We start from the raw sequence: 15,928 nt of genomic DNA, 5'->3' as shown, positions 1-15,928 counted from the left end.
CTTTTCGAAGGTTTGGCTTATATTAAGGTTAATCCGATATGATTTTAAACTTCTACGTTTGGCGATATGAAAGGAAAGGCATATGATCAGAAAAATGTATATGAAGCGATTCATCTATTTCTTTGTTTTTTTTCTGCTGCTGACGTTGAGTTTGTTTTTCGTGATGAACCGATTGAGCTCCAAAACACTTGAAGAAAATTTGATAAGCGCTTCGAAAAACCAGCTTGATTATGTGAAAGGCATTCTAGACGGGATTATATACGAGGCTAATATGTACGGGGTTCAGTATGCAGCTGACAGTGATGTGCGGTTCTATCAGAGGCATGTTATCGAGCTGAGCAATTACGATTCCCAAATGAAAAAAAACGATATCGTGGATCGCTTGCGGCAAACGCTCCTTTCCAGTCGATCCATTGAATCGATCGGCATTTACTGGAAGACTGAAGAAGCGTTTCTCTCCACGAACAATACCCAGGGGGCAAGACTTCCGTTCAAGGATGTTCATGAGCGGGGATGGCAAATCGTCGGTAACAGCTTGTATTACTTTGCCCTCTACCCTTACATCCAAAAGTCCGGACAAAACGAACCGACTCAGTACGTGGTTGGTGTAAAGCTGAATACGGATTATTTAAAAAGCCTGCTGAAAAAGGCTGTGAATAACGACAGCTCAAACGCTTTTTTTCTTTTTGCCCCCGAGCAGTTATGGAGTGAGAAAGAAATTGACACCGATCTATTGAAAGCGGTTACCGAAATGATTTCACCCCAGCCAGAAGTCACTTTAAAATACGATTATCATACCAATTCGGATGACTACTATGTTCTTTCCCGATATATTGAATCGATCGACGGCTACCTGATTACATATACACAGACGAACGATTTTCTGCAACCGCTTGACCGCAATCGCAAAGTATTCTTTGCCAGCATTTTAGCCGTGTTCACGCTTGGTCTGGTCGTGATCTTTACGTTTTATCGGAACTACTACCGTAATCTCCGTTTGTTGGAGAGAAAGTTTTCACAGGTTGAGCAAGGCAATCACAACACGCGAATCACCGAAAATACGGGCAAAGAGTTTTACAGCCTGTTCAGAAGTTTTAACCATATGGTTACTGAAATTCAGGATCTGTTCGTATCCTTGAAGACTGAAACGGAACTGAGACGAGGTGCGGAACTTCAACAACTTCAAGCTCAGATTAACCCTCATTTTTTATATAACAGTTTGTTTTTCATCATGTCGGTGGCTCAGTTTTCACCTGATTCTGTCATGCGCATGAGCAAGCATCTAGCTGAATATTATCGTTATTTAACCAAGTTGGACCGACATGAAGTGACGCTGGAAAGCGAGCTCCAGTTTGCGGAACATTTCCTGATTATTATGGCTCTCAGCAAAAAAATGGAGTACAGCATTGATCTGCCGCCAGAACTGGCCTCCCTTCCCCTCATGCCGCTGATCATCCAGCCAGTGGTTGAAAATGCAATTCAACATGGCATTGAAGGACAACAAGGAGCCCATCGGGTGACGATCGATGTCAAACAGACGGAAGCTGCGATAACGATCAAGGTATCCGATGACGGCAAAGGTCTTTCGCTGGATGATATCCGCAGCCTAGAGGCTCGGCTTGAGAGCGATACCCCGCCTGAAGGAATTAAAGGCGTAGGGCTCTGGAATGTAAATCGACGTCTGAAAAATACGTACGGCGAACGTAGTGGGCTACATTTTACTACGAATGATTGGGGCGGCTTGTCCGTCCTGCTGCTCATCAGCATACCCGAGGTGAAAGGAGATAACTAATGCGATTATTAATTGTGGATGACGGACATTATGTCGTTGAGTATATGAAGCACTTGCTCGATTGGAAAACCTTCGGCATTCATCAGATCGAGACGATGACCAATTCGATTGAAGCCCGGGACATGTTGACTCAAAACCATATCGATATTCTGATCACTGACATACGAATGCCCGAGGTGTCGGGTATTGATCTGCTTCAACATATCCACCAACATAGCTTGCCAACCAAAGTCATCATCCTTTCCGGCTACTCCGAGTTCGAGTATGCACAGCAAGGAATCCGTTTAGGTGCGCTTGACTATCTGCTCAAACCTGTAGACAAAGATGATGTGGAGAAAGCCATGTCTAAAGCCATCAAGAATATTACAAAGACACGGCCCGCTCAACCTATCGCATGGGAGAACTTCGATGGATTGGGGTATCTGCTTTCGCTGCTAGGTCAAAACGAGACATTAAGAAAGCAATATGATTCTTATACTGATTTTTTAGGGGAACACCGTTTTTGCTACTTCAAGCTGGAGGGATTCACACAAGAACATGAGGATGTTATAAAACGTGATGTCGCAGACAGATTGGATTGTCTCGTTTGGGCTGCTGGTACCCGACTGGTCGCTCTTGTTCCGGAAGAAGTTGCTGGGGAACTAACTATCCAACTGGAGCAATCGTTCGTGTCCCCTCCCTTTGTATTGACCGATAGAAACGTGATCCGGCAGATGTTCTACAGGTTCTTTCTTAATGAGGACGTACACTCAGAAGATTTTATTAGCATATTCAATCATTCTCCATCATGCGGTGATTGGGAGTCGGCGGGAAATATCATTAAAAAATATGATCAAATCCATCTCCGAGAGCAAAAAATAATCTTTCTCATGGAAACCATTCTATATGTATATCTGGCGGATAAGGATCACGATACCTCTGAAACCGTGGATTGGATGTTCAATCAGTTAGAGCAACCTGATGAACTGTGGTCAACTCTCATGGATCGGGTCAGTCGGATCAGAAACAACAAACAGATGTCCATCCAAACTATCGTCGAGAAAGTGCAAACGTATATCGAAGACCATCTGTCACATGGTCTTAGTCTGGATGAGTTGGGGAAAGTCGCACATCTACATCCCGTTTATTTTTCCAAACTGTTTAAACAAGAGACGGGCGAAAATGTGTCAAATTACATTTCTAAGAAAAGGCTGGAGAAAGCTTCTCAACTGCTTCAAGATTCGGAACTCCGTGTCAACGATATAGCACAAATGGTCGGTTACAGAAAAAATCAGTATTTTATCCAGTTGTTCAAAGTGGAATACGGGGTTACGCCCTACCAGTATCGCAGAAATATGATTCACAAATAGTGCTATAAAACTAAATGACCGTTCCCCGGTAGAATACCGTAAAACGGCCTCAGCCTAAATCTATATATTTTACAGTTTAGCTATTAGAGTGAATTCGATGATTGGTTCTTCCTAACGGATTAACGGTGAACTTGCTGTTTATGACTTACTAACACCGTTGGTTCAGAAAGTCCCAAATGCTCTCGCAGCGTTGTCCCCTCATACTCCCTGCGGAAGAGCCCACGTCGCTGAAGCTCTGGAACGACGTGCTCGACGAAGTCATCAAGATCTCCAGGCAGAACCGGCGGCATGATGTTAAAGCCATCGCAGCCGTATCCATTAAACCATTCTTCCATGAGGTCGGTAAGTTGCTCCGGCGTTCCTACAAATTGCATATGACCACGGGCACCGAGAAGCCTCCGCCCGAGTTCGGCAATGGATAATTGCTCGTCACGTGCAAGGTCCATAATGAGTTGCACGCGACTCTTCATTCCGTTGCTTGCTTGGACCGGATCTGAGATGTCTGGTAATGGACTGTCCACAGGATACCCGCTGAGGTCTGTTTGAAGCATGCCAGATAGCATCATTACCGCTTCCTGCGGATCGATGAGGTCGAGCAGCTCGCGTTCCTTGCGTCGAGCCTCCTCCACAGTTGAACCGAGGATCGGTGACAAACCCGGCATGATGAGCAAGCTGCCACGTTCACGTCCGATTGCCAGAAGTTTCTCATTCACCGTGCGATAGAAATCTTGCGCAGCAGTGAGTGAGGTCTGTGCAGTGAAGATCACCTCTCCGACTTTTGCAGCGAAATCCTGACCTGGACCCGAGGAACCAGCCTGAATAAGGACGGGGTAACCTTGCGGTGGACTGGGGACGTTCAAGAGCCCTTGCGTGGAATACCATTGCCCTTTATAGTCAGCGACACGCAGCTTGGATTCATCGACGAATGTGCCTGATTCTCGATTCATGACGAGTGAATCCTGTGGCCAGCTGTCCCATAATGCCGCAACGACATCAACGAATTCCTGCGCCATCTCGTAACGTGTTCCATGTTCAGGATGCTTATCTCGACCGAAGTTCCGAGCTTCCGTGTCAACTTGGGACGTGACGATATTCCATCCGGTCCGTCCTCTGCTTATGTGGTCGAGTGTAGCTAAACGGCGCGCGGCATTGAACGGCTCGTTATAGGTCGTCGATAACGTTGCTGTCAACCCGATTTTATCCGTTACCATGGATAGTGCGGAGAGCAGCGACACCGGGTCCAGCATGCCTGCTGCAGCGCGACTTGGGTAGATCAAGTGCAGTAAGTCCGCAAAAAAAATCATATCAAGCTTACCTTTTTCAGCTGTCTGGGCAATCCGCTTATACCATTCGATATCGAACATCTTCTCTACCCCTGATTCAGGATGACGCCATCCGGCATGATGATGTCCAGTGAAATATATAAATGCACCAAGATGAAGCTGGCCCTGTCGTTTTTTCGTCATATCTGTTCCTCCGCTTTCATTCTAAAAATCTAGCCTTTATATGTGTTATTCCATCGTAGTAATCTTCTTTCCACCAGTCTGACTGCCGAATCCGACAGTTTGCCCACCAATGCAAACATAATTATGCCCACGAAGACGACATCTGTCTGTGCATATACACGTGCGTCTTGTATCATATAGCCAACTCCTGCGCTTGCACCCATCATCTCTGCCACGGCAAGCAACAGCCAGGAGGCACCCACAGATAACCGAATGCCAAGTAGAATGTTTGGCAACGCCGAGGGAATAATTAGCCTGGTTAGCAGCCGGAACTTAGAATATTGCAAGATGCGAGTAACCTCATACAGCTTTCTGTCCGCACTGCGGACCCCCAAATGTGTATGAAAATAGAGCGGGAAGAATGACCCTAGTGCAATGAGCAGTACTTTGGATAATTCCCCTACTCCGAACCAAAGAATGAACAGCGGAATAACCGCAAGCAACGGAACCGTTCGCAGCATCTGTATCGTCGGATCAAGCGTTTGTTCAGCCCATTTGCCTAGACCAGTAAACACACCGAGCAGCAATCCTGTGACGGCTCCAAGTAAGAATCCACCACTCGCCCGAATGGTACTGGTTGTGAGATGCTGCGTCATATCACCATTTAGGCACAGTTGCCAGAATGTTCGAGCAATGCGGGATGGAGCTGGCAGTGCCGAGTCAGACAACAGTCCAAGAGCAGAGCCTGCCTCCCATAAAGCTAATATAATAATGGGCAACACCCATCCATACAGCCAATTTGGCATTCTCCACTGGTGTCCCCTTCTTATTACCGTCTGCTCCTTATTAGTCTTCGAGCTTAATGACACATCGTTCGTACTCATAATCTGTTATCCATCTCCCTCTATGGAATCCTGCCAACGCAGTAACTTCTTCTCCGCCAGCCTAACCAATGAATCGGTCACTTTGCCAACAATCGCAAAGACAATTATGCCGACGAAGATGACAGACGTTAGTGAGAAGGATCGTGCGTCATTGATGATATAACCGATCCCTGAGCTTGAACCCATCATCTCCGCGACAACCAGGCCAAGCCAACTTACCGCAATTGAGAGCCGAACACCTAAAAACAGGGAAGGAAGTGAGGCAGGGATAATCAGCTTGGTGATGGTTTGAAGTTTCGTGAATTGCAATACGCTTGCTACATCGAACAACTGGCGATCCACCGAACGAACGCCCAAAAAGGCATTTACATATAAAGGGAAGAATGCCCCCTTAGCGATGAGTACAATCTTTGAAGTTTCGCCAAAGCCGAACCACAGAATGAACAATGGTGCAACAGCCAAATGAGGTAGTGTCCGAAGCAGTTGAAGTGACGGATCGAGCAACCGTTCCGCTTTTAACGAAAAGCCGACCCATAATCCTGCGGCTAATCCCAGACCGCCGCCCAACAAGAACCCGAGTGCCGCTCTCCCCGTCGAGATGCGCAAATTCGTCAGCAGTTCTCCTGAAGAGATCATCCGTCCAAATTCAGCCACGATGTCCTTCGGAGGAGGAACTAACACCGGATTTACCCACCCATTCGAGGATGCAATCTGCCAAATGATTAATATTGCCGCCGGTACCGACATCCCAATCAGGAGATGAATAGTCCGAAAAACAAGCTTGTTTCCCGATAGTTGCATAACCGCACCTCTACTTTATTTAAGAGCTTCTTCAATGTACTGGTTGTCGAATACGTCAGCCACGTTGATTTCCTTACGGATTGTACCTAATTCAAATTGAAAGTTAGCGGTGTTCTGCTGACTGGCAATCGTTTCGTCACTTACCGGTATATTGATCATTGCCGCCCGCGATTGAATGCCCTTCACCAGGTCAATCGGAATGTTGCGTTCGTCGGCATAGCGTTGGTACGCTTCCTCTTGATTATTAGCTTCCCACTGGCGTGCTTGCTCGAATGTCTTTAGATAAAGCGTAACCAGTTCCGGATAGTCATTCGCAAAATCCGAACGAACCAATTGGAAGGATGGAGACAGTACGCCTTCACTTTCCCCATCAGCTAGCACTTTTCCCTTGCCACTTAATGTATTCAGAGTAATGTAAGGATCCCAGACGGCCCAGGCATCCACTTTTCCGCTTTCGAAGGAAGGCTGCGTTTCATCAGGTTGTAATTGGATTTCTTGAATATCGGAGTTATCTAAACCAGCTTTTTGGAGTACTTGATATAGGAAGTTATAGGCGTTGCTCCCTTTTGTGACAGCCACCTTTTTGCCTTTGAGATCCGCAATGCTTTTGATCGGGCTGTCGTTCGGCACAATGATCGCTACATTGTTCTTGCCATCAAGTAGCTGTGAGATGATTTTGAAGTTAATGCCAGCTGCTTGTGCAGAGATTGGGGGCATGTTGCCCATGCCAGCAAAGTCCAAATGATTAGAGGTCATCGCTTCGATCATTGGAGGACCGCTCTGGAACTCCAACCACTCCACTTTTACCCCCAACTCTCCGAATGCATCCTCAAACCACTTCTGTTCTTGCGCCTTGCCGAACAAGCCGCCCTTGCCCTGTACACCAATCTTCACTGTGACATCATCATAGGATGCATTTGGATTCGAGCTACTTTCTACCGGCTTGGCATCTTCGCCATTGCCAGCATTGTTGTTTGCACTGCCGCATCCCGCCACAACCAGTATCAATACGAGTAAGACTGCGATCAAATTATATTTTTTAACCATATATTCGTATCCCCTTTATGAACGTAAATTCGTTTATGTGTATCCAATTTAAATGCCTGCGCCCTTATCAATCAGGGGGGCATGTTCCACTTTTTCGAACTCACTTAACACGCGGGAGCGAAGCTCCTGAAAGGCCCCCCCACTGCGCTTACGCGGATAAGGGAGATCTACAGAAATTACATTGCGGATATGACCCGGGCGAGGGTTCATAATGACGACTTTCTCTCCAAGAAATACCGCTTCGTCCAAGTCATGCGTAACAAACAACATGGTCGTCCGGCTGTTCTGCCAGATGTCCAGTAGCGCCTCTTGCATGTGTGTGCGAGTGAAGGCATCGAGGGCTCCAAAAGGCTCGTCGAGCAGCAGAATCTCCGGTTTACGCAACAATGCCCTTGCAATGGCCACGCGTTGAGCCATTCCTCCAGATAACTCCTTCGGATATGCTTTCTCGAATCCTTTCAGACGAACTAGCTCAATCAGCTCTTGGACTTGATGGCGAACCTGAGCATTGCCAAGCGAGAGATTGGCTGCGATATTCTTCTCGACCGTCATCCAGGGGAACAAACGTGGCTCTTGAAAAATAAACCCTTTATCAACACTTGGTCCTGTAATTGCTTTTCCGTTTAGTTCAACTGTTCCTTCATAGGTCGTGTCTAACCCGGCCACGATTTTGAGCAATGTACTTTTGCCGCATCCGCTTGGTCCGATAAAAGTAATAAATTGTCCCGGCTCAACTTGCAACCGTATATTACTTAGCGCCACAATCGGCCCGGTAGGAGCAGCGAACGTTTTGTTCAACCGCTCAATAATCAGCATAGGGTGTTACCTCCAATTTAAAATAATTTTTCGGATCTATTTACTTGGTTTTATAGTTATAAAAAAAGGCCTTCTGCTTATATATCTTTCCCCATGAACGATCTCTGGTTGTCCAGTCGAACTCTCGTTCACAAACCGAGCGATTACTCGGTTTGTTGGGGAAATTGTAGCAGTGGCCTGTATCTGTTGTCAATCATTTCTTTTGGAGTTATGTAAAGACACAGCAAATAAAGAGACAATTGAACGCGCCTGCGCACGGATCGGCACTTCAGCGCCTGGCATTTTCTGTAGCGTGAGTCCTTGAATTAAACTTACAAAATAATAGGCAAGCTCCAAGGGAACACCGCTGACGATGAGTCCTTCCTTTTGCCCCTGTTCCATTATGTTCGCGACAGGACCAAGGTTATTCGTGAAACGTTCCGTAACCTCCCGCCGAATCTCTTCGGAGGAAGTATCCGAAAGTCGCGCTGTGTGGATAAGGATCGTGTAAGCCCAATTGTTTTCCAACGCAAGCCAAGACTCAGACAGTAGTAAAAGTTTGTTCAGAGCATCGCCGGACTGCTCAGCGAGCTGGGAGACATGTTCTCCGTAACTGGTCTGGCCTCTTCTCAGAATTTCGCTGATAATCTCATCTTTGGACTTGAAGTAGTGATACATGTTCCCAATACTCATGCCTGCTGCTGCTGCGATGTGGTTGATGCTTACTGAACCTATTCCTTTAAGGGCAATGATCTCCAGCGCGGAATCAAGGATGTGGTTTATTCTTTTTTCCCGTTGTTGCAAGTCTTTCTCTATGTTTCTAGGTGACATTAACGTGGCCTCCCCTTTCTGAATTTCATTATAGCATAGCCGTTTTGAGGCTTTGACTAACTAAGAAACATGTTACCTGAGTTCCTTACAAGGACGGCAAGCCAATCCATTTTGGAGCTAAATAAATCGGCATAGGAAATTACGATGTTAATTCAAAATAAAAAAGCCGCTATAATAGCGACTTTGATTAGTATTTGGATTTTGTGTACGTATCTATTGTTCAGCCAATTTCACAAAATATTCTGAAGCCAAACGCACAGCCAGGATACTTGCGCTATTGAGGGAATTATCAAAGATAACAACATGGTTGTTTTTTACCGCTTCCAATGACTTCCATACCTTTGAAGATTCCTTATCCTTGACTGCTGCCTCTGCGACGTCAATACGATGCTGGATAATAATATAATCGGGATTCATGCTGGAAAGCCCCTCCAAGGTAAGTGATTCTCCTCCCTCAGGATATCCCTCTGGTGCTAATAATCCAAAGCCTGCAGTTTGATTGTAGTACATCGTGTTTTTAGACCCTTGCGCATTAAAATTGGATTTTCCGTCTACCCGCAACAAGGCAAAGGTTTTATTCTCAAGCGTACTTAACTGCTCTTTCGTGGATGCTATCATTTCTTGTGTTTCCTGAATCAATTGTTCCGCAAGCTCCTCTTTACCAACAATCTGAGCACAAAGCATGGTCGTTTTTTCCCATGTGTCGGTGTAGTCGATTAAGACGACAGGTGCAATCTTGCTCAACTCATCATATATGGTATCCACGGAACCCTTAAAGGTCACAATGACATCAGGGTTAGCCTCCATAATCTTTTCCAGATTCGCTGAGTCGTTACCCAAGTCAATAATCTCGGCAGATCCGGCGTAAGGCTGTAATGTAGCAAACTCCTTCATCGCTTCTGCCGCGCTAGTTGATGCAATTGGAGTTGTATCCAAAGCAAAAAAGTAATCTAAGTATAAAGGATGAAGCACCGCTATGCGCTCTGGTCGTTTCTCAAGCACCACTCCATTTTCGCTAGCATCCTGAATGGTTCTTGGCCATGCCTCCCCCTCGCTCTTGCTGGTTTCAGGTGTAACGGTGCTGGACGTTTGGGAACATCCGGCCAGTACTCCTGTTAGTATCATTAATACTGCAATCCATCCAATTAGTCTGTTCATATGGCTCCCCATTCGATAAGTTATTAATTATTTTATACCACTGCTTCATTAATGATCGATCTATTAAATCCCTAGGTGATCTCGTAAAGTAGCTCCCTCGTAGTCGCTTCTGAACATTCCTCGTTCGACCAACTTTGGAATCAGCTGTTCAAAGAATATCTCCATCGATTTTTCTGAACCGCCCGGCAACGCTATGAATCCATCAATCGCACCAGCCTCAACCCGCTCGATAATATCATTCATTACAGTCTCGACGGTCCCCACAGATACCCAATGGGCTGATCCGACAACCTCCGGTCGATCCAGGATTTCTTGCACGGTAGGCTGATATTTTGTAATAAAACGGCGTAGCAACTCTGCATGTGTACGGCTGCGGACAGCTTGACTTGGATCGGGAAGCATTTCAGCAATTACGCGTTGATTCAAAGGAAAACCTGTTAGATCAAGTCCCATTACCGATTGGAGTGAGGCATGTCTGCGTTCAAGAGTTAGATGCGAATGCGCAGCCTTATGCAACTCAAGCGCTTCTTCATACGTATCGCCTAGGAAAAAATACAGACCCGGCAAAACTTTGATGGCATTTGGATCGCGCCCATGTTCTAGTGCTCTTCTTCGCAAATCATTTCGTAATTCCACTCCTGATTCAAGATCAGGCATTGCTGCAAAAATAGCATCCGCGACGGAAGAGGAAAAGTTCCGCCCGATATCTGAAGCGCCAGCTTGAAACAAAGGAATGCTTCCGGATGGATGAGATGGTAACGTTAGCGGCCCTTTTACATTGAAAAATTCACCAGAATGATTAATGGCAGTCACTTTATCCTTATCTGAGAACTGGCCTGACTTGCGGTCAATGACAATGGCTTCATCCGGGAAACTCTCCCAAAGCTTGCATACGACATCCGTAAACTCCATTGCCTTAGCATATCTCTCTTCCGGTGATGGCATAGGTGAATTGCCGAAATTATCGGCTCCTTCAATAGAAGTGACAATATTCCAGCCTGCACGTCCATTGCTTAGCCAGTGTAAAGACTGCAGTTGTCTGGCAACAACATAGGGTGGATTAAACGTAGTAGAGATCGTCGTAACCAGTCCGATTCGGTTCGTTTCACGAGCGATCGCTGCAAAGAACAGCGTAGGATCCGGGCTGCCAAAGTTAGAGGAATCACCCAACATTTGCGGGCTAATATACAGATAATCCGCTCTGAAAAGAAAATCAAGCTTGAACTTCTCTGCTATTTTTGCCCACTGAATGTAGTAGTCAATGGTTCCTGTATGCTCGACTCCGCTATCCGGGTGCCGCCACCCGTCACCTTTACTCCATGTTGCATTTAAGGATAATCCAATACTTAATTTTCGATCTGAAGTCATGTTTACCAACCTTTCGTTTCGTTGATTTGCTCCTAAGAGACCTGAGGTAAAACTTTAGCTCTCATAATTAATAATGATTCTCATTATCAGAAATAAAGTTTAACAAGGATTCAACTCCATTTGAATACACAAGTGACGAATTGGATATGCATAATTATCTAATTCAAATTAGAACAAGCTCTTGCCCTCGCCAACTTAGATAGGAAATTACATGGATAAAACAAAAAAAGCCGCTTGAATAGCGACTTGAATGATACTATGTTCTTGTCCCGTGACTGGTGATGACCTACGATTCAAGCTCTTTGATTACTTTGGCAGGTACACCCCCAACAACACAATGATCAGGGACATCCTTGGATACAACAGCCCCCGCAGCAACAATTACATTGTTTCCTATCGTTACGCCTGGTAGAATCACACAGTTCGCTCCGATCCAAACATCATCACCAATCGTAACGGGTTTCGTAATGGACAACTTCTCTCTTCTTCCTTTGGCTGTCATCGGATGATTTACTGTAGAGATCGTAGTGTTAGGGCCTATCATGCAATAATCCCCAATCGTTACTGTGTCGACATCAAGAATTGTAACGTTGTAATTGGTCAGAAAATCTTCCCCCACATGAATATTCTTACCCACATCGCAATTGAACGGTGGCTGCATATAAACTTTAGTACCACATGAACCAAATAATCTGCGGATTACTTCTTGTTGTTCCTGGATATTTACAGTATCAATTTCATTGAATTTTTTACATAGACGAGTTGCATTTTCTTTCAGTGAAGCAATCTCTGGATCTAAAAAGCAAAACGCTTCCCCAGCAAGATATTTATCCATTTCTGTTTTCATATCGATTCTCCTCTTGGACTGTTTAACTCACTTATTTCTAAATTCAGGATACAAATTAAAGTGCACTTTAAGTCAATTGATTTTTATATAAACTTGCTTCATTAACTCTTTATCCGTTAGAGTGTCTCAGAAGAACGATTCGTTTGAAGAGATATTTAGCACCATCCTGGGAGGACGATTATGTATATCAAGGAAGCCGCTGAGAAATTGGGAATTGAAGCTCATACGATACGGTATTATGAACAAGAAGGATTACTGCCGTTCGTTGAACGTGATCAAGGTGGAAGAAGAGTTTTTAACGAAGGGGACTTAAGTTGGTTGGATCTGATTACTTGCTTGCGGATTACGAATATATCTATTGCAGATTTGCGAAAGATCGTTGAGCTTACTCAGGAGGGAGATTGGACTATTCAAGCAAGAAAAGAGATTATTTTAGAACACAAAGCTAAATTAATGGAAGAGCAACATAAATTAGACAAAGCTTTTAAAAAAATAGCCCAAAAACTCGATTACTTCGACGATCTTGAAGAAAAGTATGTGGAAAAACAAAGTCAACGTAATGGCAATGTAGCATTAGAATAAGTTGAAAAAAAGTTGAAAAAAGAAGGGGCATTTCGATGCTCCTTCTTCTCTTTAGATCAGACATGAATCCCTGCGGGGAATCCTTCTTAGTTTAGGTTATTCCCGTATGCTCCAAGGGAGTACTTTAATATCTTATAAAAAATTACACATGTTCTCCATAAGAAATCGACTGAAACAATGGACCAAATATAGGTACTAGTTTAGTTGTATACCAATTTATATCAGTAACTTTAATATAACTTTCTACATCAAGGACTTTTCGATTGATATCAGGGCTTATCAGTATGGTGCCGTTCTCTTTAATTAAAAAAGTGCCCCCTATATTTGTATCCTTCCAAGTCATAGCCACTCCAATTAATTCTCCTTGATTATCCTTTATAGCTAGAATTTTTAGTAACTCGTCTATAGGAATATCTTTGTGCTGCCAATCAAAGTCATCCTCATCCCCAACAGGTAGAAAAGTTACTTTTCCTTGATCGTTATATGACCAACCAAACTCTTCTAGTTTGTGAAGAATATCCATTCTTGAGATTTGCTTTGATAAACTGATTTCAATAGATATTGAAACGGACATGCAGAATCCCCCTTATCACTGTGAAAAATTCAACCTGATCTTCTGCACATTAATCTATGAAAAATATTTCCCTGAGTGCAAATCTTCTATTTCTTGAGAGAGTCTTTGAGTATGTGGCTTCATATAACTTTGAGCTTTTTGTAAAATATCTGTGTGTCCACCTAGATCATACAATATTGTAGTAGATAACACTTGTACAATATAAAGGCTCGCTTGAGTTGCCATCCATTCAAAAAAATTGAAAAACTTCTCAATTAGTTCTGTGTCATCATTTTCACGAAGCAATCCTTCAACATAAGTAGCCACTTCATCACCAAAAAACACATGTCCTAGAAACTCTTGATTTAAATTCAAATGTTCGATATAACAATCGTGGAATTCAGGAAAAAGTTTTAAGAATTGATTGATTAAAATGTCACTATCCATTCCAACCTCCATAATTACTGTTCTTTTCGTTTAAAAAACATCTTGCCAACAATAAGTCCCATACCAGATGAACAGATTAGATATCCAAAGAACAAGAAAAGTAAATAAACACCATGAAGATCTGCAGGAATCTGCTTTAAGCCTTCAAACCAAGCTAAACGAAAAGGATACAGAATTAGTACCCAAATGATCAGCAAGAAAAGAAGAAAATTAATAATTTTCAGCACAATAACGATCCTTTCAAGTCCGAGTGGAAACAGTCGGAGATATACGCTGCATCGTTTATTTCGTATACCTTAACGCTGTCCGTACTATAATAGTTAACTTATGTATTAAAGTTGATATGTTGAATCTATAAATAATTACTAATTTTATTAGGAAACATTAGGGGGATTTCTTATTTCTTCAGTAAGCATAACAAATAAAGGTAATATAAGCACACAAAATTAATTATGGTAATTCTCCAAGCTAAAACAATTAACTTATTCTTAACTAACGTTGAAAATAAGTGAAGAAATACGTGTCATGCTTTAAGTTTAGGGAAGTAATCAATACGGCATTAAGAAGCCCTTTATTTCATCAGAACGGGCTTCTTTGTACATTTGCAGCAAAGCTTTAAGTTCACTGGACACCAGGCGCGTTTTCTTGCACATTCGAGTTCAATCTTTTCTTCTTTCTTGGCTGACCCTTCCAGGACAGATATGTCCAAATCCGTAGAACATACTCGACCGGTCCAGTGCTGAATTTCTTAAGATATAGTGGACTAAGCCACAATTGAATGCCGTATACAGCAAGCGCAATAATTGCTCCGATGAACACGCCAGCACGACCAAACAGTCCGAGGCCGTATCCATAAAAGATGGTCGTACAGATTACGCTCTGCATAAGGTAGTTCGTCAGCGAGAGACGGCCAACCGCCTCGAACCTGCCCATCAGGCTGGAACGGTGGCTTCCCGCATACAACAGCGCAAATGCGTAAATGTATCCGAGTGCAAGCAACGTTCCTCCAAGCGTTTCCCTGATTCCGATTCCGGGCCATCCTTCCGCACCAAATTGTGGTGCCAGTACGCCATATGCTTTGAGCATCAAACCAACTGGAATCAAAAACGAGACACGACGAAGATACATATTTCGCATTGCCTGAGGGTCGTTAAACGTACCAATTCTTGCAGCATGCATACCGAGCAGGAACATCGGTATCGTCATAAGTGGGGCCAGCACCAAGGCTATGAGGGCGTATGACACCTCTAAATCCCCACCGAATGGATCACCGTTATTGCTGAAATCCCTGATCTCCGCGTAGCTGCCGCTGCCGTATACATCCTGACTTTGAATGATGTAGTTCTCCATATTCGTGGATTCAAAAGCCAGCGGGTTCGTTGGATTGGATGCCGGTAGACCTAGAAGCCCTGCTCCAGCGAGTAGTATTAACGCCCATATAAGCAATGTTTTGGGCTTCCGATTAAGAAACATCAGCAGGAAGAAACCCAGTACACCGTAAAACGCCAGGATATCCCCTTCCCACAGATAGATGATGTGCAGCAATCCGATACCAAACAGCAGTAGAAAACGTCGAGCCAGATGACACTTTGGTCGTAAATCTCGTGATTTTAGGCTTTCCGATAGCTTAATCATGCCAAAGCCGAACATAAATGCAAAAATCGGCATAAAACTGCCCACCACCGTGATAAGCAGGAACGAGAGAAAAGCTTGGTCTGCACCGCCGATCCCGAACAGTTGGGGTTTACTCTGGCCGAACATTCCGTATTGGAAAGCCAGCATATTTGCCAGCACGATGCCGACTAGACTGAATCCGCGCAGTCCATCTATTAATTGGATGCGCTTTTTTGATGTGCTCAATCAATCACCTCTGTCTATAACATAAAGATCAGATCTAAATATACGTTAAATCCTTCCAAAATTTCAACATAAAATAATAAGTGAACATTTATATTATGGTTTACTTTGACGTACCATTAAAACAAAAACAAAAACAAAAACAAAAACAAAAAAAGCCGCTAAATTAGCG

At 44.0% G+C, this 15,928-nt stretch carries 15 protein-coding genes; 3 read left to right on the top strand and 12 right to left on the bottom strand.

From position 1 onward, the window contains the following. The first annotated feature begins 82 nt into the window (after positions 1-82). Together PAHA3_RS09655 and PAHA3_RS09650 are read left to right on the top strand one after the other, a co-directional pair. On the top strand, positions 83-1,792 hold the full coding sequence (locus PAHA3_RS09655; RefSeq protein ID WP_062834540.1) for a sensor histidine kinase: 1,710 nt from the start codon (positions 83-85) through the stop codon (positions 1,790-1,792). After that, positions 1,792-3,141 carry a response regulator gene (locus PAHA3_RS09650; protein WP_062834539.1) on the top strand — a complete coding sequence of 450 codons (1,350 nt, stop codon included), beginning with the start codon at positions 1,792-1,794 and terminating at the stop codon, positions 3,139-3,141. Before PAHA3_RS09655 ends, PAHA3_RS09650 begins: the two co-directional genes overlap by 1 nt. Before the next feature lie 119 nt (positions 3,142-3,260). Here PAHA3_RS09650 and PAHA3_RS09645 read toward each other — a convergent pair whose 3' ends face one another. The 9 genes from PAHA3_RS09645 to PAHA3_RS09605 form a co-directional block, all read right to left on the bottom strand. Then, entirely contained in the window at positions 3,261-4,607 is a 1,347-nt protein-coding gene (locus PAHA3_RS09645; RefSeq protein WP_062834538.1) for an LLM class flavin-dependent oxidoreductase, read from the bottom strand. A 29-nt stretch (positions 4,608-4,636) separates the two neighbouring features. Then, positions 4,637-5,470, bottom strand: coding sequence for an ABC transporter permease (locus PAHA3_RS09640; protein WP_082762758.1), 834 nt, complete (start codon positions 5,468-5,470; stop codon positions 4,637-4,639). Positions 5,471-5,476: 6 nt separating this feature from the next. Continuing rightward, on the bottom strand, positions 5,477-6,271 hold the full coding sequence (locus tag PAHA3_RS09635) for an ABC transporter permease (RefSeq protein WP_062834537.1): 795 nt from the start codon (positions 6,269-6,271) through the stop codon (positions 5,477-5,479). A gap of 15 nt (positions 6,272-6,286) precedes the next feature. Further along, on the bottom strand, positions 6,287-7,318 hold the full coding sequence (locus PAHA3_RS09630) for an aliphatic sulfonate ABC transporter substrate-binding protein (protein ID WP_062834536.1): 1,032 nt from the start codon (positions 7,316-7,318) through the stop codon (positions 6,287-6,289). Between the two features lie 48 nt (positions 7,319-7,366). Next, the gene (locus PAHA3_RS09625) at positions 7,367-8,134 is read right to left on the bottom strand and encodes an ABC transporter ATP-binding protein (protein ID WP_062834535.1); all 768 of its coding nucleotides are present in this window, start codon (positions 8,132-8,134) and stop codon (positions 7,367-7,369) included. A 189-nt stretch (positions 8,135-8,323) separates the two neighbouring features. Continuing rightward, a complete protein-coding gene (locus PAHA3_RS09620) occupies positions 8,324-8,944 on the bottom strand; it encodes a TetR/AcrR family transcriptional regulator (protein ID WP_062834534.1) in 621 nt (206 codons plus the stop codon). Between the two features lie 213 nt (positions 8,945-9,157). After that, positions 9,158-10,102, bottom strand: a complete 945-nt coding sequence (locus PAHA3_RS09615; RefSeq protein WP_062834533.1) for an ABC transporter substrate-binding protein — start codon at positions 10,100-10,102, stop codon at positions 9,158-9,160. A 63-nt stretch (positions 10,103-10,165) separates the two neighbouring features. Further along, positions 10,166-11,470 (bottom strand): NtaA/DmoA family FMN-dependent monooxygenase, encoded by a 1,305-nt coding sequence (locus tag PAHA3_RS09610; protein ID WP_062834532.1) that lies wholly within the window; start codon positions 11,468-11,470, stop codon positions 10,166-10,168. Positions 11,471-11,756: 286 nt separating this feature from the next. Continuing rightward, positions 11,757-12,317, bottom strand: a complete 561-nt coding sequence (locus PAHA3_RS09605; protein WP_062834531.1) for a sugar O-acetyltransferase — start codon at positions 12,315-12,317, stop codon at positions 11,757-11,759. A 180-nt stretch (positions 12,318-12,497) separates the two neighbouring features. On the opposite strand from PAHA3_RS09605, the gene PAHA3_RS09600 reads away from it, so the two are divergent. Then, entirely contained in the window at positions 12,498-12,899 is a 402-nt protein-coding gene (locus PAHA3_RS09600) for a MerR family transcriptional regulator (RefSeq protein ID WP_201028077.1), read from the top strand. A gap of 142 nt (positions 12,900-13,041) precedes the next feature. Here PAHA3_RS09600 and PAHA3_RS09595 read toward each other — a convergent pair whose 3' ends face one another. The 3 genes from PAHA3_RS09595 to PAHA3_RS09580 form a co-directional block, all read right to left on the bottom strand. Beyond that, a complete protein-coding gene (locus PAHA3_RS09595) occupies positions 13,042-13,473 on the bottom strand; it encodes a hypothetical protein (RefSeq protein ID WP_062834529.1) in 432 nt (143 codons plus the stop codon). 54 nt (positions 13,474-13,527) lie between these two features. Further along, the gene (locus PAHA3_RS09590) at positions 13,528-13,899 is read right to left on the bottom strand and encodes a DUF7674 family protein (RefSeq protein WP_062834528.1); all 372 of its coding nucleotides are present in this window, start codon (positions 13,897-13,899) and stop codon (positions 13,528-13,530) included. A 621-nt stretch (positions 13,900-14,520) separates the two neighbouring features. After that, positions 14,521-15,759: a DUF418 domain-containing protein gene (locus PAHA3_RS09580; protein ID WP_062834526.1), complete on the bottom strand. Its 1,239-nt coding sequence runs from the start codon at positions 15,757-15,759 to the stop codon at positions 14,521-14,523. Positions 15,760-15,928 lie beyond the last annotated feature (169 nt).

This window comes from Paenibacillus amylolyticus, from assembly GCF_001570725.1.
Taxonomy (GTDB): domain Bacteria; phylum Bacillota; class Bacilli; order Paenibacillales; family Paenibacillaceae; genus Paenibacillus; species Paenibacillus amylolyticus_A.
The sequence above is the reverse complement of the archived record's forward strand: the minus strand, read 5'-3'. Positions and strand labels throughout refer to the sequence as shown.